19 protein-coding genes and 1 pseudogene are annotated in these 24,134 nt (G+C 74.4%); 8 read left to right on the top strand and 12 right to left on the bottom strand.

Translation table 11 applies throughout. From position 1 onward, the window contains the following. Window positions 1–53 precede the first annotated feature (53 nt). Window positions 54–1,838 carry a VanW family protein gene (locus AB0J10_RS03020; protein WP_363057166.1) on the bottom strand — a complete coding sequence of 595 codons (1,785 nt, stop codon included), beginning with the start codon at window positions 1,836–1,838 and terminating at the stop codon, window positions 54–56. A 636-nt stretch (window positions 1,839–2,474) separates the two neighbouring features. Next, on the bottom strand, window positions 2,475–3,758 hold the full coding sequence (locus AB0J10_RS03015; protein ID WP_363057164.1) for a GAF domain-containing protein: 1,284 nt from the start codon (window positions 3,756–3,758) through the stop codon (window positions 2,475–2,477). 686 nt (window positions 3,759–4,444) lie between these two features. Between AB0J10_RS03015 and AB0J10_RS03010 the strand changes: the two genes are divergently transcribed. After that, window positions 4,445–4,630, top strand: a complete 186-nt coding sequence (locus AB0J10_RS03010; RefSeq protein WP_363057162.1) for a hypothetical protein — start codon at window positions 4,445–4,447, stop codon at window positions 4,628–4,630. 125 nt (window positions 4,631–4,755) lie between these two features. Here AB0J10_RS03010 and AB0J10_RS03005 read toward each other — a convergent pair whose 3' ends face one another. The 4 genes from AB0J10_RS03005 to AB0J10_RS02990 all read right to left on the bottom strand — a co-directional run bounded on the left by AB0J10_RS03005 (window position 4,756) and on the right by AB0J10_RS02990 (window position 8,614). Further along, window positions 4,756–6,141 carry a tannase/feruloyl esterase family alpha/beta hydrolase gene (locus AB0J10_RS03005; protein WP_363057160.1) on the bottom strand — a complete coding sequence of 462 codons (1,386 nt, stop codon included), beginning with the start codon at window positions 6,139–6,141 and terminating at the stop codon, window positions 4,756–4,758. Window positions 6,142–6,315: 174 nt separating this feature from the next. Further along, complete coding sequence (locus AB0J10_RS03000; protein WP_363057158.1) at window positions 6,316–7,119, bottom strand: hypothetical protein; 804 nt, start codon at window positions 7,117–7,119, stop codon at window positions 6,316–6,318. A gap of 213 nt (window positions 7,120–7,332) precedes the next feature. Further along, a complete protein-coding gene (locus tag AB0J10_RS02995) occupies window positions 7,333–7,653 on the bottom strand; it encodes a hypothetical protein (protein WP_363057156.1) in 321 nt (106 codons plus the stop codon). Between the two features lie 298 nt (window positions 7,654–7,951). Beyond that, window positions 7,952–8,614, bottom strand: coding sequence for a class I SAM-dependent methyltransferase (locus AB0J10_RS02990; RefSeq protein WP_363057154.1), 663 nt, complete (start codon window positions 8,612–8,614; stop codon window positions 7,952–7,954). Between the two features lie 172 nt (window positions 8,615–8,786). Between AB0J10_RS02990 and AB0J10_RS02985 the strand changes: the two genes are divergently transcribed. From AB0J10_RS02985 to AB0J10_RS02965, 5 genes are all read left to right on the top strand, one after another. Continuing rightward, entirely contained in the window at window positions 8,787–9,587 is an 801-nt protein-coding gene (locus tag AB0J10_RS02985) for an MHYT domain-containing protein (RefSeq protein ID WP_363057152.1), read from the top strand. 110 nt (window positions 9,588–9,697) lie between these two features. After that, window positions 9,698–12,361: a nitrate- and nitrite sensing domain-containing protein gene (locus AB0J10_RS02980; protein ID WP_363057150.1), complete on the top strand. Its 2,664-nt coding sequence runs from the start codon at window positions 9,698–9,700 to the stop codon at window positions 12,359–12,361. Then, a complete protein-coding gene (locus tag AB0J10_RS02975) occupies window positions 12,358–12,792 on the top strand; it encodes a roadblock/LC7 domain-containing protein (protein WP_269726936.1) in 435 nt (144 codons plus the stop codon). The genes AB0J10_RS02980 and AB0J10_RS02975 overlap by 4 nt, the downstream gene beginning before the upstream one ends. Window positions 12,793–12,814: 22 nt before the next feature. Then, window positions 12,815–13,228: a DUF742 domain-containing protein gene (locus AB0J10_RS02970; protein WP_363057148.1), complete on the top strand. Its 414-nt coding sequence runs from the start codon at window positions 12,815–12,817 to the stop codon at window positions 13,226–13,228. Between the two features lie 319 nt (window positions 13,229–13,547). Continuing rightward, entirely contained in the window at window positions 13,548–14,543 is a 996-nt protein-coding gene (locus tag AB0J10_RS02965) for a nucleoside hydrolase (RefSeq protein ID WP_363057146.1), read from the top strand. A gap of 193 nt (window positions 14,544–14,736) precedes the next feature. Here AB0J10_RS02965 and AB0J10_RS02960 read toward each other — a convergent pair. Further along, window positions 14,737–15,617 (bottom strand): annotated as a pseudogene (locus AB0J10_RS02960) (SigB/SigF/SigG family RNA polymerase sigma factor). A 222-nt stretch (window positions 15,618–15,839) separates the two neighbouring features. On the opposite strand from AB0J10_RS02960, the gene AB0J10_RS02955 reads away from it, so the two are divergent. Further along, window positions 15,840–16,679 (top strand): pentapeptide repeat-containing protein, encoded by an 840-nt coding sequence (locus tag AB0J10_RS02955; protein ID WP_363057144.1) that lies wholly within the window; start codon window positions 15,840–15,842, stop codon window positions 16,677–16,679. Between the two features lie 440 nt (window positions 16,680–17,119). Beyond that, window positions 17,120–17,680: a type 1 glutamine amidotransferase domain-containing protein gene (locus AB0J10_RS02950; protein WP_363057142.1), complete on the top strand. Its 561-nt coding sequence runs from the start codon at window positions 17,120–17,122 to the stop codon at window positions 17,678–17,680. A gap of 139 nt (window positions 17,681–17,819) precedes the next feature. Here AB0J10_RS02950 and AB0J10_RS02945 read toward each other — a convergent pair whose 3' ends face one another. From AB0J10_RS02945 to AB0J10_RS02925, 5 genes are all read right to left on the bottom strand, one after another. Continuing rightward, complete coding sequence (locus tag AB0J10_RS02945; RefSeq protein WP_363057140.1) at window positions 17,820–18,518, bottom strand: alpha/beta fold hydrolase; 699 nt, start codon at window positions 18,516–18,518, stop codon at window positions 17,820–17,822. 196 nt (window positions 18,519–18,714) lie between these two features. Continuing rightward, window positions 18,715–19,650: a cation diffusion facilitator family transporter gene (locus tag AB0J10_RS02940; protein ID WP_363057138.1), complete on the bottom strand. Its 936-nt coding sequence runs from the start codon at window positions 19,648–19,650 to the stop codon at window positions 18,715–18,717. Window positions 19,651–19,762: 112 nt separating this feature from the next. Continuing rightward, window positions 19,763–20,683, bottom strand: coding sequence for a non-homologous end-joining DNA ligase (ligD, locus tag AB0J10_RS02935; RefSeq protein ID WP_363057136.1), 921 nt, complete (start codon window positions 20,681–20,683; stop codon window positions 19,763–19,765). A gap of 87 nt (window positions 20,684–20,770) precedes the next feature. Continuing rightward, window positions 20,771–22,615, bottom strand: coding sequence for a transketolase (locus AB0J10_RS02930; protein WP_363057134.1), 1,845 nt, complete (start codon window positions 22,613–22,615; stop codon window positions 20,771–20,773). Between the two features lie 54 nt (window positions 22,616–22,669). Beyond that, window positions 22,670–24,055 (bottom strand): NAD(P)/FAD-dependent oxidoreductase, encoded by a 1,386-nt coding sequence (locus AB0J10_RS02925; RefSeq protein ID WP_363057132.1) that lies wholly within the window; start codon window positions 24,053–24,055, stop codon window positions 22,670–22,672. Between the last annotated feature and the right edge of the window lie 79 nt (window positions 24,056–24,134).

The raw sequence follows: 24,134 nt of genomic DNA, 5'->3' as shown, positions 1-24,134 counted from the left end.
ACGGGCCGCGGCCCCGGCCCGGTGGCGGGGCCCGCCGGGGTGCCGCCCCCGGGTCAGTCGGGCTCGGTGGCGTCGGCCGCCTCGGTGGCGGTCTTCGCTTCCGGGCCGCCCGCGTCCGGTGCGGTGTCCTCCGGGGTGCAGACGACCTCGTCGCGCGGTGTGTAGTGGGTCGTGAAGTTCTCCCGGCCGACCTCGCGGCCGTCCTGGACGAAGTGGCGTCCGACGGCGACGTCGAAGCCCTCGAGCGGCGTCTGGGCCTCGCACTCCGGGCCGCTTCCCTTGCGGGTTCCCGGCTCCTTGACGTTGGTGCGCGGCCCCTTGGTCGCGCGTACCTCGTCGTACTTCTTCGTGCCGAGGAACGAGATGGTGACCGACGTGTCCGTGGACTCGGCCTTCACATAGACGGCGTGGCCCGAGTCGTTGAGCCAGCGCATGTCGAGCGTGCCCCACGCCACCGTGGCCTCGCGGCCCTCCGGGTAGCGCTCGATGTAGAACGAGTGCGCTCCGTACTCCACCGGCTTGACGCCCGCGAAGAAGACGGCGTTGAACATCGTCGTCGCGACGGCGGAGACGCCCCCGCCGGGGGACTTCACGTACTGACCGTCGTTGATCATGATGCCGTCGACGAAGCCGTTCTCCTTGGTGCGCTCCCCGACCGTGCGGTTGAAGCTCCACTCCTTGCCCGGCAGGACGACGGATCCGTCGATGCGCTCCACGGCGCGGGCGATGTTGGTGACCCGGTAGGGCGCCGCGGGGAACTCGACGGTGAACGAGGAGACCTTCTCCTTGATGCCGAGGCGGCGGGCCGACTCGCCGGTGAACTCCGGCTCGACGGCCTTCGCCGGGATCTCGCCGGTGCGGGCCGCGCCCTCGCGGGTCAGCAGGGGGAGCACGGCCTTGCCGAGCGCCTGCTCCTCGACCTCGTGGCCCACCCGGGCCTCCTCGGTCACGACGACCCGGTCGCCGTCGAGCCCGAGTACCGCGTTCCGCGGGCCCTGCGCGGCCTGGCTCACCTGGCCGGAGACCTCGGGGTCGCCGAGCAGCCCCTTGGCGTCGAGGGCCGGGGTGAGCCGGCCGTCGGCTCCGGGCTTCATGGTCAGATGGCGGCCGAGGGCCGAGGGGCCCAGGGTCACGGCCCTCCCGTCGAGGGTGAGCGTGACGGGGCCGGACATCGCGGGCTGGGCGAAGTCGTTCATGGCCCGCTCGGTCTCGGCGCGGTCCGTGCGCGGCGGCGTCCGCTTCACGGGCATCACGACGGGCGAGCGGTCCGCGCGCAGGTAGCCGTCCCGGAGGGCGTCCGGGGCGCGGTCCTTCACCAGGGACGTGCCGGTGACCGGCGAAACGGCCGTCGCCTGGCCGTTCTCGAAGGATATGGCGCCGTCGCGGACCTCCCGCTCGGCGGCCGCGCCCATGCGCGCGACAGCGTCCCGGTTCCTCTCCTCGTCGACGCGCACCACGGGCTCGATGTCGCGGTTCTCCGCGCCGAAGAGCCGTCCGATGACGCTGACGGGGTCGAGCGACTCGTTCACGGCGCTCCCGGCGGTCGCCGCCGTGTCGACGGACAGGCCGAGCGCGGCGGGATCGGCCTTCTCCACCCGGTCCCCGATCCTCAGTGTGAGAGGGGCGGCGAAGGTGCCCGCGAGCTCGCGGTCCAGGGTTCGCTGGGCCTCCGGCCGGGTCATCCCGCCTATGTCGACACCTCGCACCCGGGTGCCGTCGGGGACGTCGCCGGCCGCCAGTCCCGCCGCGTACAGACCGCCTGCGGCGAGGACGACCGCCCCGCCCGCGATGGGCAGAGCGAACCGCCGGCTGTCCGTTGCGCGGGTTCCGCGTGCCATGAGACTCCCTCGGCGTCGGCCGGCCGCAACGGCGCCCCGGCGGGCCGCCGGTACAGCCCGGTGAACGTGGTCGGACTTACCACCATCCACTAAAACGGGCTAAAAGCGACCTAAATGTGACTACTTTCACGAATCGCTCCTCAAGTGGTCCGGCCCCTGTCCGAGGGCCGGACGTCGCAGGTCAGGCCGCGGGTGCACGGGGCGGTGACCAGGGAGGCGTCCTCGCCCAGGACCGCGTCCCGGCGCGCTGCGCTCCCCTTGCGCGGGCCCCGAGCGGAATCGCTCACCTCGATGAGGCGGTCGTGACAGTCCTCGACCGGGCCCACGTCGAGGGCGGTGCTCCGGTGCTCGTAGACGCGGCCCTCGGCGATCCGGTGGGACAGGGCGCGCGGGACCCGGCTCAGAGCCCCGGCCGCAGGGCGGACCCGCCGCTGAGCCCCGTCGCCGCGCCGGAGGGCGCGGGCGTACTCCCCCGCCGGAGCAGGTCGGTGCGGCCTGCGCGGAGGGTGAGGGCCGCGGTCGCCGCCACGCCCCCGGAAGACCGTCGCCGAGGCCGTCGTCGTGCGGCAGCGGCGTACGAGACCCCCTGCCGAGACCGGTCGGCGGAGCCCTCCCGACGTGGCTGTGCCCAATCCGTCACCACGGCTCCCCGAAGGCGGCAGGCGCCCCGCTCCCGTACTCCCGGTCCAGAGCGCGGGCCCGTGCCAGCGCCGCGGCCCGCCGGGGCTCGGGGAGTGCGGCGGCCAGGGCCCGCCACGCGAGGAGGTCGCCCTCGCCCCACGGGCTGTAGGCCCAGTCCGCCAGCAGGCCCGGGTCGCCGCGGGCGATCAGGGCGGTGCGCAGCTGGTCCCGCAGCCGCTCGCGCAGCCGGGCGACACCCGGCGCCCGCGAAGCGGGCAGCAGCGGCCCGGTGTACTCGCCGACCGCCGCCGAGACCGCGCCCGAGGCGAGCCGGCGCCCCACCGTGTCGAAGTCGGCGTCGACCGGAACGGTCAGCCGGTACGGCCGGGACCCCAACAGCCGAGGGCCCAGCAGCGCCCGCAGCCGGGACATCTCGGCCCGCAGCGTGACCGGGGTGATGTGCTCGTCCTCGTAGAGCTCCAGCAGCAGCTCGTCGCCGCTCAGTCCCTCCGGGCGGTGGGCGAGCACCACGACGATCTCGCTGTGCCGCCGGCTCAGCCGCAGCCTGCGGCCCGCCGCGACCAGCAGCGCCTCGTCCCGGCCCAGTGCGGTCAACTGTGCCGTGTCGCCCTGGGGCCGCGGTTGCAGGAGTGCCAGTTGCGATTCGGCCGCCCGCGCCACGGCTCCGACGAACGCCAGGCTGTGGGGATGCGCCAGCCGGTTGCCGCCGGTGATGTCCACCGCGCCCAGCAGCCGGCCGCTGTGCGGGTCGTGGACCGGGGCCGCCGCGCACGTCCACTCCTGCACCGGGCGCTGGAAGTGCTCCGCCGAGAACACCTGCACCGGCCGGTCGACCGTGAGCGCCGTGCCCGGTGCGTTCGTCCCCGCCACCGCCTCGGCCCAGCGCGCCCCTTCCACGAAGTTCATCCGCCCGGCCCGCTCCCGCGCCCCGCGGTGTCCCTCGACCCACAGCAGCCTGGCCTGTGCGTCGCACACCGCCACCAGGTGCTCGCCGTCGACGGCGTACGCACCCGTCAGCTCCCGGATCACCGGCATCACGCGGGACAGCGGATGCTCCTCCCGATGGGCCGCCAGCTCGTCGTCGCCCAGTTCGACGCTCGCCCTGCCCTCCGGGGCGACCCTGGCACGCGCGGAGCGCCGCCACGACTCGGCCACCACGGGCCGAACCCCCGTCTCCACCCGACCGACCGTCGTGAACTGCTCGTACGCCCGGCGCAGCACACCGACGCGCCGCCCGGCGTCGCCCCCGGGCTCCAGCGCCACCCATGGGTCCGTCAACTCGGCCTCCCGGTCCCCGGTCCGCGTCCGTGCCCATCGTCGTGCGGCCCGGCGCCCCCGACAAGGGTCACGCACCGACGACGCACCGTCACGGCTCCCCGGTGCCCCCTGCGTACGAGACGGGGGCGGCGGGCACCGCGCGGACCACCGCAGGTGCGGCCCCCGGCGGCGACCCGCAGAAGCCCGGGCCCGACACGGTCGGCGCGGCCGGTGCCGAGGCCGGGTCGGGTGCCGGTGGGCCCGCCTGGGACCACGGTGCGCGGCCGGCACGGATGAGCCCCACCAGCGTCCGTCCGCCCCCACGCGCGGCTGCGCCCCCGGCCGCACGGCCCACCGCCCCGTGCCCGCCGCGCGCACGTCCGAGGCGCGGACCGCGGAACCGGCCGGGGCGCCCCTCCCGAGGCCCCGGCGCCCACCGCCCGCGGACAGCGCCTCCGCGGGCATCCGCCGGGCCCGTACCGCCGCGTCCGCGGCCAGGAACCGCTGTGCTGCCGGGTCGATTCCCTCGGGTGCGTCCGTCCCGGTGTCCGGCGGGTCGGGGCCGGTGCCCGCGCCACCCCGCCGCCCCGTCCGCCCCCGGTGGGCCAGAGGGGAGGCCGCGGCCGCACCGGGGAACCGTGGGGCCCGCGGACGCGTTGTCACAGCAGGGAGCGGCGGCCCGTGGGCCGCGAAGGAGGCTGCGAACAATGTCGACAGGTGCGAAGATCGCCATCGGGGGAGTGGCCATCGGCCTTCTCCTGATCCCGCTGATCGGATTCTGGATGTCGCTGCTGGTCATCGTCGGAGTGCCCGCCGTGGCCTACTTCGCGCTCGACCCCTCGCAGCGGCGCCGGCTCCGCCGGATCAACAACCGCAAGCAGATCGGGCGCTGAACGGGCGGGCTCGCCGCCTGCCGGTGTGGGTGGCGGGGCACCTGGGCCCGCTGCCGGATGTCGAGCGGGCCGTCGGCCGCGGTGAGGGGCGGGCCGAGCGGGCCCGGGTGAGGGAGCCCGAGCCGTCAGCTCAGCGCACAGGAGTTCACCACGTCGCCGCCCGCGGGCCTCGGGATCCTCCGGTCCGCGGGCGGTGGCGTGCCCTTCTCCACCCAGTCGGTCAGTGCCGCGAACGCCGATCGGTGGCACGGCAGGATCGGACGCAGCCGGTCGGGGTGGCTGTCGTACAGGGCGTCCGTGTGGGTGCCCGCCTCGACCGTGTAGTAGCGGTGCAGTTTCGAGCGCCCCTTGTCGTCGATCATCCGTGCGTACACATCGGAGTCCTGACGGATCGGCAGCAGGGTGTCGAGGTCGCCGTGGAGAGTGATCATCGGCTTGCCGATCCTGCCCGTGAGGGCCACCTTCGCCAGGGCCCTCCGCACCGACGCGGGACGTGACGCGAGGTCGTAGACGGCGTCCGAGGGGCAGGCCGAGAAGATCTGCTCGGGAGTGGTCCCGGCCGAGGCCCCGGGGCAGTTCCGGTCGTACCCCGGGTCGAACTCGGCCCGGAAGACCTTCTGGGTGAGACCCCAGTACACCTTCTCGTGGTAGGGCCACAGGAACCGGGATCCCGGCGCGAAACCCGCCGCGAGCAGATCCTCGTCACCGGCCTGACCGAGGCTTCGGGCCACGGTGACGGGCAGGTCCGTCAGAAGGTTCGGGCCGCGTGCGGTCCAGAGGGCGCCCTCCCAGTCCACGCCCCCGTCGTAGAGCCCGGGGCGGTTCTCCAGCTGCCAGCGCGTGAGGTAGCCACCGTTGGAGATGCCCGTCATGTACGTGCGGCCCGGCGCGCGCCCGTAGCGCTGACGGGCGGCGCTCTTCGCCGCCAGGGTCAGCTCGGTCACCCGGCGGTTCCATTCGGCGACGGCGTCACCGGGGGAGCGGCCGTCGGTGAAGAAGTCGGGGCCGGTGTTGCCCTTGTCGGTGGCGGCATAGGCGTAGCCCCGGGCCAGTACGTGGTCGGAGATGAGTGCGTCGGTGGCGTACTGGCGGCGGGTGCCCGGGGCTCCCGTGACCACCAGGCCGCCGTTCCACCGGTCGGGGAGCCTGATCACGAACTGGGCGTCGTGGTTCCAGCCGTGGGTCGCGTTCAGACGTGAGCCGTCCGGGAAGTAGCCGTCGATCTGCACGCCCGGTATCCCTGAGGGATTGCGCGTGCCGGCCGCCGCCAGTCCTGCCTGGTCGGCCATGTCGGTGTACGGCGTTCCCGCGAGTCCGGCCGTCGTCAGATCCCCGAGACAGGCAGATCGCTGGTGCGCCGCGCCGGGCACGTCGAGCCGGTCCTGGCCGGCGCAGTGGCCGGACGGAGCCCCGGCCCGTGCCGGGCCGGCGCCGGCGAAGGACGTCGAAGCGAGTGCCAGGAGCAGTGCGGCGAGTACCGGTGCTCTCCTGGACGTACGGGACAGACGCATGGCTGCGGCCTCCGAGTCGACGGCGAAGTGGTGGGTGCGCCGCCCCAGCGTGCTGTCGGCATCGTGACCCGGCCATAGGCGTGGCCCACACCTCGGGCATGCCGATCGTGTGGGACGGCTCCTCGGGATCCCCTCCGCAGGACCGCTCGCGACCGTCCCGTGTACGCCCCGGCCTCAGGTCGGCCGTACCGCCATCCTGTCCAGGGCCTCCAGCAACCCGGGCAGTTCGGGACCGCGGCCCACCGGCAGTACCTCTCCGGGCTCCTCGTCCAGCAGCACGAAGGCGATGTCGTCGGTCCTGGCCACCAGCGACCAGCCGGGGCCGTCCGCCCTCAGCATCCGCGCGCCGTCCGGCGCGAAGCTGGACCTCACCCGCCCGAGCGGCGGCGCGTCGTCGACATAGCCGTGGAGCTCCTTGAGTACCCGCCGCACCCCCTCGTGCGGGGTCGCACGATCCTCCTCGGGGGCGTCCGGCCGCACGAAGGTGATCTGCTCGGCCACCTCCCCGCGCCACACGGCCCAGTGCAGCGCGACCTCGTCCGCGCCGAGCCGCCGCTGCGCGGGACCCCACTCGCTCGTGTCGGGCGCGCACAGCGGCGGACCGCCCGCCTCCTCCTCACCGGGGTCATGGGGCGCGGGCACCCCCGGCGCGACGGTGGCGACGGCCAGTGGCCAGCCGGGCAGCGCGGCGACCACCGAACGGTCACTGGGCGACAGGTCGTACTCCATCCCGCAGTCCCAGGACGCGATCGCCACGGCCACCAGGGACACGTCGTCGATCACGACCGTCCACCGGGCGCCTGCCCCGTCCTGCCCGAGGACCAGCCCGTAGCCGCCGTCCCAGGGCTCGAGTCCCAGGGCCGCGCACGCCGCGGGGTAGTCGTCGCCGAGCACGCTGGGGAACTGCGCGGGTGTGAGCAGCTGCGCGGTCAGCACAAAGAGCGCGTCGTCGTCGGCCGCTTCGTCCGTCCCGGCCACGGCATCCTCCCCATCGGATCGTTCGTCGGCGCACCTTAACCAGTGGGTAACCCCGGCGTCGAGGGTCCGCGGCAGGAAACTGGGGCGACACCTTCCGCGCCCGGCCCCAGGAAGCGGACCTCGCCGAATCGGGGCCGACCCCGCCGAGGAGGGGCGGACCGCGCATGCTTGCGCGCCGCTCCCCCCTCGTCCCGCGGGTCCGGGCCCGTGCCGTCAGGCGACGGGCAGGCCGAGCAGACTGCGTGCCACCGTCCGGGGCGACTCGTCGCGCTCGCGCGCCAGGGCGATCACGGCCCGGCAGGCCAGCTCGTTCACCCCGAACGACAGCGCCTCGGGCGAGACCCAGCCCGACGCCTCCTCGATTCCCTGCTGATCGTCCTCGGCGCACGCGGAGACGTAGGCCGCCGCGGCCTCGAAGAGATTCGGCTGACGCTGCCGGACGACCTTCGCCGGCGGCGTGCCCGCACCGTCCGCCCCGTCGCCCGCCTTCCGCGCCGCGAGCCTACGGATTCCGCTCATCACCTTGTCGAACACCCAGGGCCCCCTTCCACCGCACCGTCACTCTTCCGGTGTACCCCGCCGGTATGACAAGTCTTCCTGCCGTACTCGCCGAGGGCGCCCTCACCGGGAGCCCTCCCTCGGGTGGAAGGGCTCCCTCATGCGTGCGGCCGGGCGGCGGCTTCCCTGGGTCGGCCGGGCGGACGGGCAGAAGGGTGCCCCCACGCGTGCGGCCGGGCGGCTTCGCCGGGCCGACCGGGCCGCTGCGCCGGGCCGTCGCCGCAGGTGCCGCCGCCGACCGGCTGCCGTCCGCGGAAGGGACGCACGCCGGACCTCAGGGCTGCCGCTCCGGCAGGTGTCGCGTGCCCGGATGCGTGGACGGAGAACTCCCGTACCGCTCAGTCCCCCTGGCCGCCAGCGCGAGGAAACGCTCCTCCTCGTCGAGGTACGAGACCAGGCGCCAGCCCGAGGCGGCCAGCAGTGGGCCGAGGTTGGACTCGGCGCGCAGATCGTCGGGAGTGAGCCGGCGCTTCTGCCGGACCGCCAGTGCGGCCCGGCCGATGGGGTGGAAGAGCGCGAGACGTCCGCCCGGACGTACCACCCTGGCCAGTTCACGCAGGTCGTCCGCCGGATTCGGTAGGTGCGCCACCAGCCCGGAGGCGAACACCGCGTCGATCGACGCCGTGCGCAGCGGCAGCCGTGCCGCGTCCGCCTGCACCAGCGCGGCGTCGCGATCGCGTCCGGCGCCGACCGCCGCCCGCAGCATCTCGAAGGTGAGATCGGCGCCGAGGACCGTGCCGGCCGGACCCACCGCCTCGCGCAGGACGGGCAGCGCGCGTCCGGTGCCGCAGCCGGCGTCCAGGACCGCGTCGCCGGGTGCCAGGTCCAGTGCCGCGACCCCGACGACGAACGCGGGCCCGTCGTCGGGGAACCGTACGTCCCAGTCGGCGGCCCGGGTGCCGAAGAACTCCTGCACATGCGTGTGGTCGTCGGTCATGCGCCCATGATCCCGCAGTGCCGGGCCGTCTGGCCGATCGCCACCGGAACAGCCGTGCGGTGCACACGTTCGACCTCGGCACGATCGTTCTGAAACATCAGCTGTCATATTCCAGCAGCTTTCGAAATGCGCCCCCGCCCCGCGCCCCCATCGGGACTACCGTCCCTGAGCCATGGGACACCTGGACCACGCCACGTTCGGCTGGCTGACCCCCGCGCTGTCGTACGCGATGGCCTGCATCGGCGCCGCCCTCGGGCTGCGCTGTACCGTGCGCGCGCTCGACGCGACCGGCCGCTCCCGCCGCAACTGGCTGCTCACCGCGGCCTCCGCCATCGGCACCGGCATCTGGACGATGCACTTCGTCGCGATGCTCGGGTTCGGCGTCACAGGCACCGACATCCGCTACAACGTCCCGCTCACCATCCTCAGCCTGGCCGTCGCCATGGCCGTCGTCGGCGTGGGGGTCTTCGCCGTCGGCCACGGCCGCGACCGGGTCCGCGCCCTGTTCCTGGGCGGGCTGACCACCGGACTGGGCGTCGCCAGCATGCACTACCTCGGCATGGCGGCCCTCCGGCTGCACGGCGACATCACCTACGACCCCCTCCTCGTCGCCCTGTCCGTCGTGATCGCCGTGGTCGCCGCGACCGCCGCCCTGTGGGCCGCGCTCAACATCAGGTCGCCGCGCGCGGTCGCCGCCGCCTCCCTCGTCATGGGCGCGGCCGTCAGCAGCATGCACTACACCGGGATGCTCGCCGTGAGCGTGAGGGTCGCGCCCTCGGACGCGGTGCTGCCCGGGGCCACGACGATGCAGTTCATCTTCCCCCTGGCCGTCGGCCTCGGCTCGTACCTCTTCCTGACCTCGGCCTTCGTCGCCCTCACCCCGACGGCACACGAACGGGCCGCCTACGCCTCCGCCGAGCGGACCACCGAGCCCGAGCCGCAGGTGTCCGTACCGGCACCGACCACGTCGTAGCGCGCCCCCGTCACCCGGTACGCCCCGGACCGTCCCGCCGTCCCGGACCCGCCGCCCCCGCACGGCCGTCCCGCCGCACCCAACACCCCCGTACCCGGAACGAGGAGGCCATGCGCACACCTCGCAGCAAGCCCGGCGCCGAGGCGCCGGCCCCGCGACCAGCGACGGCGGCCGGCTCTCCGGCCGTCCGTGGTCGCCGTGCCCACGCGGGGCCGCCCGCGGACGAACGGGCCGGGTCCGGCTCCGCCCCCGCACCGGCCGACGCACACCGCGGGCAGGCACCGCGACGCCCCGGGGAGCGCCGGCAGTTGCGCCCCCGGACCGTACGCGCCAAGATCATCTCCCTGCTGATGGTCCCGGTCGTCTCCCTGCTCGCCCTCTGGGGGTTCGCCACCGTCACCACCGCGCAGGACGTCGCGCGGCTCCGGCAGCTCCAGGGCGTCGAGGACCGCGTCCGCGGACCCGTCGCGGAGACCGTGACCGCCCTCCAGACCGAACGGCGCGCAGCCCTCCGGCAGATCGCCGCGCCCGACGGCCCGCGCGCCGCCGAACTCCAGCAGCAGGCCAAGGCCACCGACGCCGCACTCGCCGACCTGTCCCTCGACCCGTCCCACACCGTCGCCGACGGGGGCGATCTGCCACGTGACGTCGCCGGGCGGCTGGCCGCCTTCGTCGCCCAGGGCCGCGCACTCGCCGCCCTCCGGGTATCGGTACTCGACGGCAGCACCGACTGGGACAGCGCCTACGAGCGGTACACGAAGGCCATCGGCAGCGGCTTCGCCGTCGCCGGCGCGCTCGCCGGCGTCGAGGACCCCGGCGCGGGCTCGGACGCACGGGTGCAGCTCGAGTTCGCCCGGGCCGGCGAGATGCTCGCCCGCGAGGACGCGCTGCTCACCGCCGCCCGGGCCGCCCGGTCGTTCACCGCCGACAGGCTGCGGCGGTTCACCGGCGCCGTGGAGACCCGTCGTGCGCTCACCGAGTCCGCCGTCGCCGACCTGCGGCCGCGCGAGCGGGCCGCCTGGCGCGAACTCGCGGCGCAGAGCGCGTACCGGGACCTCCGGTCCGCCGAGGACGCCACCGCCGCCGCGCCCGCGGGACGCCGCGCGGCCTCGGCGGTGCCCGTCACCACCTGGGACGCCGCCCACGGCGCGGTCCGCGCCGGGATGCGGGACATCGGGGCGAGCGCCCGGCGCGGCGCGGCGGACCGGGCCGACCCGGTCGGACAGGGCATGTTCACCGCCGCCGGTGCCGCGGTCCTCCTCGGCCTGGCCGCGGTGGCCGCCTCCCTCGTCATCTCCGTACGCATCGGCCGCGCCCTCGTCGTCGAACTCGTCAGCCTCCGCAACACGGCCCTGGGGATCGCCCGTCACAAGCTGCCCCACGCCATGCGGCGCCTCCGGTCCGGCGAGGACATCGACGTGCGGGCCGAGGCGCCGCCGGGGCCGCCGCCGCAGGACGAGATCGCCGAGGTCGGCGAGGCGCTGTCGACCGTCCACCGTGCCGCCCTCAGCGCCGCCGTCGAACGCGCCGAACTCAGCCGTGGCATCTCCGGTGTGTTCGTCAACCTGGCGCGCCGCAGCCAGGTCCTGGTCCATCGGCAGCTCACCCTGCTCGACAGCATGGAGCGTCGGGCCGAGGACCCGGGCGAGCTGGGAGACCTCTTCCGCCTCGACCATCTGACGACCCGTATGCGCCGCCACGCGGAGAGCCTGATCATCCTTTCCGGCGCGGCACCGGGCCGGGCCTGGCGGGTGCCCGTGCCGCTCACCAACGTCGTCCGCGCCGCGGTGTCCGAGATCGAGGACTACGCGCGGGTCGAGGTACGGCAGCTCCCCGAGGCCGCGGTGGTCGGGGCCGCCGTCGCCGACCTCACCCACCTGCTCGCCGAACTCGTCGAGAACGCGGCACAGTTCTCGCCCCCGCACACCAAGGTCAGCGTCAGCGGCGAACCCGTCGGGAACGGCTACGCACTGGAGATCGAGGACCGGGGACTCGGCATGGGCCGGGAGGCCCTCTCGGACGCCAACCGCCGTATCGAGCAGTCCGAGGCGCTCGACCTCTTCGACAGCGACCGGCTGGGGCTGTTCGTCGTCAGCCGGCTCTCGGCACGCCACGACATCAAGGTGAAACTGCGGACCTCTCCGTACGGGGGGACCACCGCGGTCGTCCTGCTCCCCACCGCGCTGCTGCAGAGCGCCCTGCCGGCGGGCGCCGCCCCATCGGCGCCCGGGCGCCACGAGTCCGCACCCGAGACGGCGCCTCGGCCCGTGACCCACCCCGCCCCCTACGCCGTGCCGGACTCCGCGGCGCGCCCGGGATCCCACGACGACCGGTCCCCGGCGGCCCGGCCCGGGCCTCCGGGCATCGAAGCCCGGTCCCGGGGGGAGGCCCCGCCGCCGCCCGGTGTCATCGCCCTGCGGCTGCGCGACCGTACCCCGTCACCACCCCCCGGGGACCCCCACGCCGGACGTCCCGGCGTCCGGCCGTCGGCTCGGGACGAGGCCGCCCGTGGCGACCACCCCGCTCCCGAGGACGCGGGCGGCCTGCCGCGCCGCGTGAGGCAGGCCAGCCTCGCCCCCCAGTTGCGCGAGGCGGCGCGCCTCGAACAGCCGGACCCGTCCGGGCACGCCCCGCACGAGGCCCCTGAACGCACCCCGGAACAGGTCAGGGACCGGATGACCGCCTACCGCGCCGGCTGGGCCCGCGGCGGTGGGCCCGCCCCGGGCAGTCCCACCCACAGCAGCGCACACAGCAGTGAAGGAGACCACGCATGATCGACCACGAGAGGACCCTCCACCCCCGCTCCGGTGAACTCGACTGGCTGCTCGACGACCTGGTGCTACGGGTGGGCGAGGTCCGCCACGCGGTCGTGCTCTCCAACGACGGTCTCGCAGTGGGCGCGTCCGGCGGCCTCACCCGGGAGGACGCCGAGCATCTCGCGGCCGTCTCCTCCGGATTCCACAGCCTCGCCAAAGGCGCGGGACGCCACTTCCGCACCGGCGGGGTCCGGCAGACGATGGTCGAGATGGACGACGGGTTCCTCTTCGTCGCCGCCGCCGGGGACGGCTCCTGCCTCGCCGTCCTCAGCTCCGTCACCGCCGATGTGGGCCTGATCGCCTACGAGATGGCGCGGCTCGTGAAGCGCGTCGGCGAGCACCTCGGCACCCCGCCGCGCATGTCCGCGACCCCGCCCGCCGCCGGCTGACCCGCAGGGAGGCTCCACCGACATGAACGATGCCGACGGCGGCGGCCCGGACCTCCGGGGCAGCCGCTGGTACGACGCGGAGGCGGGCCCGCTCGTCCGCCCGTACGCCATGACCGGAGGCCGCACGGAGCCGGGACCGAACTCCGGGCGCCTCGACCTCATCGCGCTCGTCGACGCCGTCGCCGACGCCGCGGACCGGGCCGCGGAGTCCCTGCTCGGACCCGAGCACCGGGCACTGCTCGACCTCTGCCGCACCGAGACCCAGTCGGTCGCGGAGCTCGCGGCGGACGCCGATCTGCCCGTCGGAGTCGTGCGGGTGCTCGTCGGCGATCTGTTGGAGGGCGGGCACGTCAGGGTCTCCATGCCCGTACCGCCCGCGCAACTGCCGGACGAAAGGATCCTGCGGGAGGTGATCGACGGCCTCAGGGCCCTCTGAGACGTCCTCGGCGGAGCGGGAGCCGGGCGGGTGGGGGTCGGATGGCGGGGACGGTGGGGCCGGGAGGTCCGGAGGCCGCGGACGCCACGCCGGGTCGGCCGCAGGTCCGGGTGGAGCAGACCGGGCGGCGTCCACCGGGGCACACTGGTGGCGTCGTTCCGCGCAAGACCCACCGTTCCGCGCAAGCCCGCCGTTCACCGCAAGCCGCCGCTCCCCGCAAGACCCGCGCGTTCTGGTCCGCGCCGGTACCGGCCGGAGTGGCAACGGCACCCCTTACCGCCGGCGCGCCCCCGCGCCGCCGCCGACGCCGAGGAGCAACGTGTCCGTACCGATCATCCTCGACTGCGACCCCGGGCACGATGACGCCGTCGCCATCCTGCTCGCCGCCGGGGACCCCGGGATCGACCTGCTCGCGATCACCACGGTCGCTGGCAACCAGGTGCTGGAGAAGACGACGCTCAACGCCCGGCGCATCTGCACCGTGGCGGGCATCACCGACGTGCCCGTAGCCGCCGGCTGTGCCCGGCCCCTCGTCCGGGAACTCCATGTCGCGGACGACGTCCACGGCGAGTCGGGCATGGACGGGCCGAGCTTCGGCGAACCGACCGTCGGCACCGTGCCCGAGCACGCCGTCGACCTCATGCACCGGCTCCTGACCCGGCATCCGGAGCCCGTCACTCTCGTACCCACCGCCCCGCTGACCAATGTCGCCCTGCTGCTCACCCGGTACCCCGACGCGGCGGAGCACATCCGCGAGATCGTGCTCATGGGCGGATCGACGGAACGCGGAAACCGCACCCCCGCCGCCGAGTTCAACGTGTACGTCGACCCGGAGGCCGCCGACATCGTGTTCCGCAGCGGGCTGCCCGTGACCATGTGCGGGCTCAACGTCTCCCACCAGGCACTCGTCACCCCCGATGTGCTTGCCCGGCTGGAGGGGCTCGGCACGGACCTCGGGCGCGTCTGCGCGGAGCTGATGACGTTCTTCGCCGCCACCTACCGGCGGCTGTGGGGGTTCCCGGCGCCACCCCTGCACGACCCGGTGGCGGTCGCCCGGGTCATCGACCCGGAGATCGTGGACTGTGTCGATGCGAACGTCGCCGTAGAACTCCGCGGGGAGTTCACACGGGGGGCGACCGTCGTGGATCTGCACCGGTACCTCGACCGTCCGGTCAACGCCCGTGTCGCGGTGGGCCTCGACCAGGAGAGGTTCTGGGACCGGGTCGTCGGTGCCGTCGACAGGCTCGGACGGCGGGCGGCCGGCCCGGTGGGCGCGGAACCGGACGGCCCGCGCACGGAGGACGGCCCGGGATGACCCGCGAGGGGTCCGCCGCCGGCCGCCGGGCGTGCGGAGGTCCGCCGGGGGTGGGGTGCCGGTGCGGAGGTCCGTCGGGGGTGGGGGCCGGGGTGCCGGTCGGCCCCGCCCCCGACCCCTCGCGGGCACACGGACGGCCACCGGGTGACCGCCCGCGGTGGCCCCGGTCCCTCGCGGTGCCCCCTCTCGGCGATCACCGCCGCACGGAGGAGCAGGGCCTGCGCAGCGTCCGGCGGCGCACGGGGCGGCGCTGCGTCGGCCGCGTTTCGCCGTCGGCCGCCACCGCGTCGCGCAGGATCTCGTCCCGCAGCCGGCTGCAGCAACGGTCGATCAGACGGGAGACGTGCATCTGCGAGATGCCGAGGTCCTCCGCTATGCCCCGCTGCGTCATGTCCCGGAAGAAGCGCAGATAGAGAATCCGCCGCTCGCGGTCCGGCAGCCCGTCCAGACGGGGCCTGACCGCCTCGCGGTCGTGACGACGTCCAACGCCGGATCGGGGCCGCCCAGCGCGTCGGCCAGCGTGTAACCGTCCTCGCTGCCCCGCACCTCAGCGTCGAGGGAGAGGGCGCTGTAGCTGTCGAGGGCCTCCAGACCGGCCCCGGCCTCCTCCTCTGTCATGCCCCCCTGCCGTGCGATCTCGGCGGCACTCAGCTCACGGCCGCCGACGGTCTGGTCGAGCTCCTGGCGGGCGGTGCGGACCCGGTTGCGCAGCTCCTGCACCCGGCGCGGCACGTGCACGGTCCACGTGTGGTCGCGAAAGTGCCGCTTGATCTCCCCGTTGATCGTCGGGACGGCGAACGACTCGAACGCGCCGCCGCGGTCCGGGTCGTACCGTTCCACGGCCTTCACCAGCCCCAGCGCGGCGACCTGACGCAGATCCTCCATCGCCTCGCCCCGGTTGCGGTAGCGTCCCGCCAGCCGGTCGGCCATGGGCAGCCAGGCGTGCACCAGCTCCTCCCGCAGCGCGGTCCTCTCCGGCCCGTCGCCGAGCCGGGTCAGCGACGCGAAGGCGGCCGCCGTGTCCGGGGCGTCGTCGTGGGAATGCCTGCCGCGCTCATGCGTCTGCCTGCTCAATCTCAGCTCCTCGTGCGGCTGACGGTGTCGATCGTCCGGAGTCGAAGGCGGTCCGGGCGCGCAGGGTACGCAGGGGCTCCGAAACACGTGTGAGCGCCTGCCCGGGGGCCCTGCCGGCAAACGCCCTCAGGAGGAGTGGCCGGGCACGAAGGGCCGTCCGGATGCGGGAGACTGGACAGCGGCATCCCGATCGCTGCACGGAAACGGAAGAGGCAGGGCTCAGTGACCGAAGCGCACCAGGACGCGTCCCCTCCCGGCACCTCGGCGCTGCGGGCCGACTGCGGTGACTGCTTCGCCCTCTGCTGCGTGGCACTGCCCTTCTCGGCCTCGGCCGACTTCGCCGTCGACAAACCCGCGGGCCGGCCCTGCGGCAACCTCCGTGACGACTTCCGCTGCGGCATCCACACCCGGCTCCGGGAGGGCGGATTCTCCGGCTGCACCGTGTACGACTGTTTCGGCGCAGGTCAGAAGGTCTCCCAGGTGACGTTCGCGGGACGGAGCTGGCGCTCGGCCCCGGGCAGCGCCCGGCAGATGTTCGACGTTTTCCCCGTGATGCGCCAACTGCACGAGCTTCTCTGGTACCTGACGGCTGCTCTGGCGCTGCCGGCCGCCCGTCAGGTGCACCCGGCCGCACGGGCTCTCCGCGAGGAGATCGAGACGGTGACGCTGCGGGACGCCGAGGCGCTGCTCGGGACCGACGTCGCCGCGCTGCGCGGCCGTACGGGCGAACTGCTGCTCAGGGCGAGCGCGCTGGCCAGGGCCGAGGCCGAACCGGGCCCGGGGAAGAACCGCAGGGGCGCCGACCTCCTCGGGGCCCGGCTCGCGCATGCCGACCTCCACGGCGCGGATCTGCGCGGCGCCTGCCTGATCGCCGCCGACCTCGGCGGAGCCGATCTGCGTCTGGCGGATCTCCTCGGCGCCGACCTCAGGGACACCGACCTCTCGGGTGCCGACCTCACCGGCAGCATCTTCCTCACCCAGCCGCAGCTCCAGCAGGCGAAGGGGGACACGGCGACGCGGCTGCCGTCCGGACTCCGCCGTCCCGCGCACTGGGGAGGCTGAACCGGCCCTCCGGGTGGGACCTCCGGTCCCACGGACGTCCAAACCGGCCCTCGAACCCCCTCGCCGGGGAGGCTGCGGCCCGCGCCCGCACCCTCCCGCGCACCGGCAGGGACCCGATCGGCGGGCTCGGCCTCTTGCCGGAGGCGGTCCGGCTCACCGCTGCCGACCCCGGATCGGGGCCGAGCGCGTCCACCCGCGCGCTGCACGCCGCGCCGGCCCGTGTCCGCCGACGACGACACGACACACCGCCCGCACGGATGCGGCGCACCGCCCGCACGGATGCGCCGCATCCGTGCGGGCCCGGCGGACGCCGCGCGGCACCGTCGCGGGACCGGTCCCCGCATACCGGGCACGCGGGCGGGTACGCGCACCGCCGTACAGGCCGGAGCCGGGCGAGCCGGACCGGTGACGCAGAAGCGGGGGAGAGAAGAGCCGCGCCCATGAACATCGCCTTCCTCACGGCGCACGAAGGCGTCGAGCAGATCGAACTGACCGAACCCTGGCAGGCCGTGGCCGACGCCCGGCACACCCCTCGGCTGGTCTCCGTCGAGCCCGGCCGAGTGCAGGCCTTCGACCACCTCGACAAGGCGGACACCTTCGCCGTCGACGAGGTCGTCCCCGACGCCTCGGTGACGGACTACGCGGGCCTCGTACTCCCCGGAGGAGTCGCCAACCCCGACTTTTTGCGCATGGACTCCGATGCCGTCGCCTTCGTCCGGGGGTTCTTCGAGGCGGGCAAGCCGGTGGCGGCCATCTGCCACGCGCCGTGGACGCTCGTCGAGGCCGACGTCGTGCGCGGCAGGACGCTGACCTCGTGGCCCAGCCTGCGCACCGACATCCGCAACGCCGGCGGCACCTGGGTGGACGAGCCGGTGAAGATCTGCCGCAGTGGCCCGAACACACTGGTCACCAGCCGGAAACCGGACGACCTCACGGCCTTCTGCGCGGCCTTCCTCACCGAACTCGCCCGGCAGACCGCCGACGCCGGAGCCGGGGGCTGACGGGCCGCGCCGAAGTACGCAGGCGCCACCCGCCCGGCTCCGTCGCGGGCCCCGAGGCGGTGCTCGCGCGGGCCGCCCCGCCCCGCGCCGAGTCGACGCGGGTGCGCGGCTCGCGGCCCGTGACGCCCGGCCGGCGGTCCTACGTGTGCGCCGCGTCGAGGAGGGCCTGGGCCAGTGCGTGCGGTTGGGAGAACATCGGCCAGTGCCCGGTGTCCAGCTCGACCAGCCGCCAGAGCTCGCCACGCAGCAGTTCGGCCACATCGGGGCTCGGTTCCGCCCCGTCGAGCAGGCACTTGACGTACGTCGCCGGCAACTCGCCGAGCGCCCGTCCGAGCACCGCCGGTTCGGTCAGCGTCGCGCCGGGGTGCGGAGTCGCGCCTGCGACCAGCCGAACCGTCTGCTCGTCACTGAGCCCCTGCCCGGTGCAGTCGGCCCCGGCCGGCGGTGCCCAGAAGCCACCGGTCGCGGCTATCGAGGCCTCGACCCCCGCCCGGCCGTCGGGCCATGCGGACACGAACGACTCACCGTCCGCCGGGACGTTCGAGTCGACGAAGACCACGCGCCGCAGCCGGTCGCCGATCCGCTCGGCGGCCTGACCGACCGGGATCCCCGCGTAGCTGTGCCCGACGAGCACGACCTCGCGCAGGTCGTGCCGCTCTATCGCCTCGACGACGTCCTGGACGTGGGTCTGCTGGCCCGCCGGCACACCGCTCTTCTCCGCGAGTCCGGACAAGGTCACCGGACGTACGCCGTGACCGCCCGCACGCAGCTCGGGTACGACGTCGTCCCATGCCCACGCACCGAGCCAAGCGCCCGCCACCAATACGAAGTTCACCATTCCCGCACCGTAGCGAAGGGGTATGACAACCGCGTCCGGCCGGAGTCCGGGCCGGCTGGTCCATCGGGCGCCCGGACCCGGACACCCGTCCCGCCCGGCCGGTCCACCTGCCCGGACTTCGCAGTCTCCGGGCCCGCGGCCGGACCACCGGCCTGCGGACCGGGCTTTCACCGCGCGGCGGGGGCCGCCCGCCGGTTCAGCGGCCGGGGCGGGGAGGCGCCTCCGTGATGTCGAGGAAGACCTGGTCCGCCTCCGGCCAGCGGTCCAGGACCGCCGCCTTGATCCTCTCGCTCACGAGCTCGATCTCCTCGCTGTCCAGTCCCGGCGCCAGATCGACCCGGGCGGCGAGGAGTACGGAGTCGACCCCCAGACGCATGGTCAGCAGGTCCGCCACATTGTCGATCTCCGGCTGCTCGTCCAGCATGGCGCGGACGGCCCGGCGCATGCCGGGATCGACGGCGACACCGATGAGGAAGTCGCGCGCCTCGCGCCCCAACCGGTACGCGACGTACACCAGCAGCAGGCCGATCGCGAGGGACGCCGCCGCCTCCCAGGCGACGCTGCCGGTGACCAGGTGCAGTCCCATGCCGGCCATGGCGATCAGCACCCCGGCCACGGCGGCTGCGTCCTCCGCGATCACGGTGCGGTGCGCGGGGTCCCTGGCCTCGTCCCCCTCCCTGCGGTACTGGTAGAGCGCGCGGACGAGCGATGTCCCCTCGGCGAGCAGCGCGACGCCCAGCACGGCGAGCCCGGCCGCGTAGTGCCCGGCGGACACCGGCCGGTCGCCCTCGCGCAGTGCCTCGACCCCCTGGAAGAACGAGAAGCAGCCGCCCATGACGAAGATGCCGACGGCCGCGAGCAGTGACCAGAACCAGCGCTCCTTGCCGTAGCCGAACGGGTGCCTGCGGTCGGCCGGCCGCCGGCTGCGGCGCAGGGCGGCGAGGAGGAAGATCTCGTTGAGGCTGTCGGCCACCGAGTGGGCCGCTTCCGACAGCAGCGCGGGCGACGACGCCAGCAGACCGCCGGCCGTCTTGGCCGCGGCGATGACGAGGTTCGCGGCGAGCGCGACGAGAACGGTCAGCCGGGTCCTGCGGTCCGAGTGGTTCCCGCGCTCGCCGTGCTCCCGGTTCACGACCGCTCACCCCGGGGGCCGCATGACGAGTGGCGACGGCCGACGCCGCCGGACGTGGAATCGCCGCGGGAGCCGCCGCACCGGCCGCCCGGGGCCGTGGACAGTCGGGCGCTCACCCGAAGAACCCGTCCCGGCGCAGCGCGTCCAGCCGGCGCCGCGCGGGGCCCAGCGACCTGCCGCGCCGCGGTGCTCCGGCCCACGGATCCGCGGCCGCCTGTTCCGCGGCGTCCGTGATGTTCCACCTGCGTGCCGTGACCTCGGGGTCGTCCAGCTGGTCCCAGCTGATCGGCGTGGCCACCGGCGCGCCTTCGCGTGCCCGTACCGAGTACGGCGCCACCGCCGTCTGCGCGTACCCGTTGCGCTGGACGTCCAGGTACAGGCGGCCGCCACGTGCGGCCTTGCGCGCCTCCGTGGTGAGCCGGTCCGGACGGGAGGCCGCCAGAAGGTCCGCCGTGTCCTTCGCGAACTCCCTGACCTCGTCGAACGTGTGGCGCCGGCTGAGCGGTACGACCACGTGCAGTCCCCGTGACCCCGTCGTCATCAGGACCGACGGCAGACGGAGCTCGCCGAGCAGTTCGCCGAGGAACCGCGCGGTCCGCCGGACGGGCTCGAAGTCGTCCTCCGCGGGGTCCAGGTCGAAGACCATGCGGTCGGGGTGGCCGGGCCGGTCGGCCTTGGCCTGCCAGCGGTGGAGGGTGACGCACGCCTGGTCGGCGAGGTGGACGAGGGTCGCGGTGCTGTCGCAGACCGTGTGGGTGACCGTGCCGCCCTCCTTCGGGAGCTCGGCCCGGCGCACCCAGTCCGGATAGTGCTCCGGCGTGTCCTTCTGCATGAAACGGGACCCGTCGAGACCGTCGGGGAGCCTTTCCAGCATCAGGGGCCGGCCCCGCAGGTGCGGCAGCATGTGCGGGGCGATCGCCCGGTGGTAGTCGACGAGGTCCGCCTTGGTGAACCCGTCGGCGGGGAACAGGACCTTGCCCGGCCGATGGACCTCCACGGTCCGGCGACCGGCGCGGACGGTTGTGGTGCTCATGGCTCGCGGGTACCCCGTACCACCGTCCGGCAGACACCGGCACGGCCGGACGGGGCACTCACGGGTCCGCCGGCGGGCTCGGTCGCCTCAGGGGGCGACGACGCTCTCCACGAGCAGCTTCACGGCCGCCGCGATGGATTCGGCGTCGATCCCGGCGGCGTGAAGCTGTTCCTCGGGTTTCGCGGAGAGGGGCATGCCGCGCACGGCGAGGCGGGCGAGCCTGGGCGCGGGGCGCCCGTCCGAGAACGCCTCCGCGACCGCGTCGCCGATCCCGCCCTCGGGCCGGTGGTCCTCCACCGTGAGGACACATCCCGTGGCCGCCGCGGCGTCGTTGAGCGTGTCCACGTCGACTGGCTTCACCGAGTACAGGTCGACGACCCGGACCGGGATGCCGTCCGCCGCGAGCGCGTCCGCCGCGCGCAGGGCCTCGTGCACCGTCACTCCCGCGGCGACGATCGTCGCCCTGTCCCCCTCGCCGCCGCGCAGCACCTTGCTGCCGCCGATCGGGAACTCCTCGTCGGGACCGTAGATGACGGGTGTCTCGCCCCGGCTGGTGCGCAGATAGCGGACCCCGTCGAGGTCGGCCATGGCCGCCACCAGCCGCGCCGTCTGGTTGGCGTCGCACGGGTACAGCACCGTCGACCCGTGGACGGACCGCAGCATCGCCAGATCCTCGAGGCCCATCTGCGAGGGGCCGTCCTCGCCGATCGCTACGCCCGCGTGCGATCCGACGAGGTTGATGCCCGCCCGGCTCACCGCCGCCATGCGGACGAAGTCGTGGGCGCGGGTCAGGAACGCGGCGAACGTCGACGCGTACGGCACCCAGCCGCACGTCTGCAGGCCGACCGCCCCGGCCACGAGCTGCTGCTCGGCGATGTAGAACTCGAGGTACCGGTCGGGGTGTTCCTTCCCGAAGTACTCCGTGCGCGTGGAGTCCCCGACCTCGGCGTCGAGCGCGACGACATCGCCGCGCGCAGAACCCAGCGCCGCCAAGGCGCGGCCGTAGGCGGTACGGGTGGCCTCCTCCGTGCCGGTCTCGAACCGGGGGAGTTCCAGCGGTCCCAGGTCCCGGTCGGGCCGGCCGCCCGCCGCGGGCGGCTGCTGGACCTCGACCGTGACGAACCGCGGGCCGCCGAGTTCCTCGATCGCCGCCTCCGCGTCGGGAAGCGGCTTGCCGTGCTTGCCCTCCTGGTCCTCGACGGCGGCGACGCCGCGGCCCTTGCGGGTGGCCGCGATGACGGCCGTCGGCCGATCGTCCACCTCGACCGCCTCGGTGAGGGCCTTGTCGACGGCCTCGACGTCATGGCCGTCGACCTCGACGGTGTGCCAGCCGAACGCCCTGAGCCGTCGTGCGTAGGCGCCGAGGTCGTGCTGATGGCGGGTCGGCCCACGCTGCCCGAGCCGGTTGACGTCGACGATCAGCTTCAGATTGGCCAGTTTCTCGAAGGCCGCGTGCTCGACGGCCTCCCAGACAGAGCCCTCCGCCATCTCGCTGTCCCCGGAGAGCACCCAGACCCGGTACGGGAGGTGGTCGAGGTACTTGCCGCCGAGGGCCATCCCCACCCCGACCGGCAGCCCTTGGCCGAGCGAGCCGGTGGCGACGTCCACCCAGGGCAGCCGCGGCGTCGGATGGCCCTCGAGACGGCTGCCCCTCTTGCGGAAGGTCAGCAGTTCCTCGTCGTCGATCGCGCCCGCCGCCTTGTAGAGGGAGTACAGCAGTGGCGAGGCGTGGCCCTTGGAGAAGACCAGCCGGTCGTTGGCCGGGTTCTCCGGGTCGGAGAAGTCGTAGCGCAGATGGTGGGCGAGGAGCACGGCGGCGAGATCCGCCGCCGACATCGAGGACGTCGGGTGCCCCGAGCCCGCGGCGTCGGCGGCCCGTACGGAATCCACCCGCAACTGCTGGGCCAGTTCCGTCAGTTCTTCGTTGCGCATGTCACTCCGTTCGCAGGCGGTCCTGTGACCGGTTCGCGTGTCGTGGTGCGGTCGTCACTGCCGGTTCCGGCCGGGCAGCCGGGCCAGCTCGGGCGACGAGGTGTCGAGCGGCACCGACCAGGAGCTGACGAGGCCGAGCTGCACGGCCTGGCGCGGCAGCGCCGCGTCCAGCAGCCAGTCGGCGGCCACCCGCACCCGGTTGCCCGGCATCGCCGCCAGGTGGTAGCCGCGGGTCACCGCGCCCGCGAGCGGTCCGGACAGCGGTACGCCGAGGGGGTTGGCCGCCGCCTGGACACCGCCGAGGTCGACGGCGAAGCCCAGGTCGTGGTGCCGGTAGGCGCGTGCGGTGCCGTACCCGAGCGACGCCGCGACGTTGTTGGCCGCCACGGCGCCCTGCCGCGTGGCGTGCTGCGCGGTCATCGGGGTCAGTTCGTACCCGGTTCCGTTCCCGTCGTCCGCGCTGTCGCCGCCCGGCACCGGCCGGGTCAGATCCGGTACGGCGGCGGCGTCCCCGCAGGCGAACACGTGGGGATGACCCGGCACGTTGAGCTCGGCCGTCACCCGCAGCCTGCCGCGGTCGACGGGCAGCCCGACGTCGGCCACGAGCGGGTCGGGCCGCACACCGACGCACCACACCAGGGTCCGCGTCGGGACGAACTCGCCGTCGTCCAGCAGCACCCCGTCCGGTGTCGCCTCCTTGATGGAGGTACCGGTGCGCACCTCCACACCCCGGGCGCGCAGCACCCGGTCCGCGGTCTCGGACAGCCGCCGGTCGAGTTCGGGCAGCACCCGGGGCGCGATGTCGAGGAGCAGCCAGCGCGGCCGGGTGTCCGGGGAGTGCCAGGCCGGGCCGAAGGGTTCCTTCGGCCGCGACATCTGGGCGTACAGCTCGTCCGTGAAGATCTTTCCCTGGGCCGCCACCTCCGTTCCCGTGTATCCGGCGCCGACCACGACGAAGGTGCAGCGTGCCCCGCACTCGTCGGCGTGCGGCGCCGCGCCCGCCATCTCGACCTGCCGGACGATGTGGTCGCGGAGGTAGAGCGCTTCGGGCAGGCCGCGGAAGCCGTGCGCGTACTCGCTCACACCGGGGATGGGGAGGAGCTTGTTGACGCTTCCGACGGCGAGCACGAGCCGGTCGTACGCGAGCTCCCCGGGCGAGCCCTCCGGGTCCGTGTAGTGCAGGCGGTGCCCGGCGAGGTCGACCCGCGTCGCCTCGCCCAGTACGAGCCGGACCCGCGGGAGGGTGTGCGCGAGGGAGACGGTGACCCTCCGCGGCTCCAGGATCCCGGCGGCCACCTGGGGCAGCAGGGGGAGATACAGAAAGTAGTCGGTGGGATTGAGCAGAACGATCTCGACCCGTTCCCCGGCCAGGGAACGGGACAGGGCACGGGCCGTACGGTGGCCGGCGAACCCGGCTCCGACGATGACGATCCTGGTCACGCCGTCCCGTTCCGGCCGTGACCGGCCCTGCGGGGACGTGGTGTGCGGGCCCTGTGCGTGAGGGGCCCGGATGTCGTCG

Source organism: Streptomyces sp. NPDC049887, assembly GCF_040656535.1.
Taxonomy (GTDB): domain Bacteria; phylum Actinomycetota; class Actinomycetes; order Streptomycetales; family Streptomycetaceae; genus Streptomyces.
This window is presented reverse-complemented; position numbering and strand designations above follow the sequence as displayed.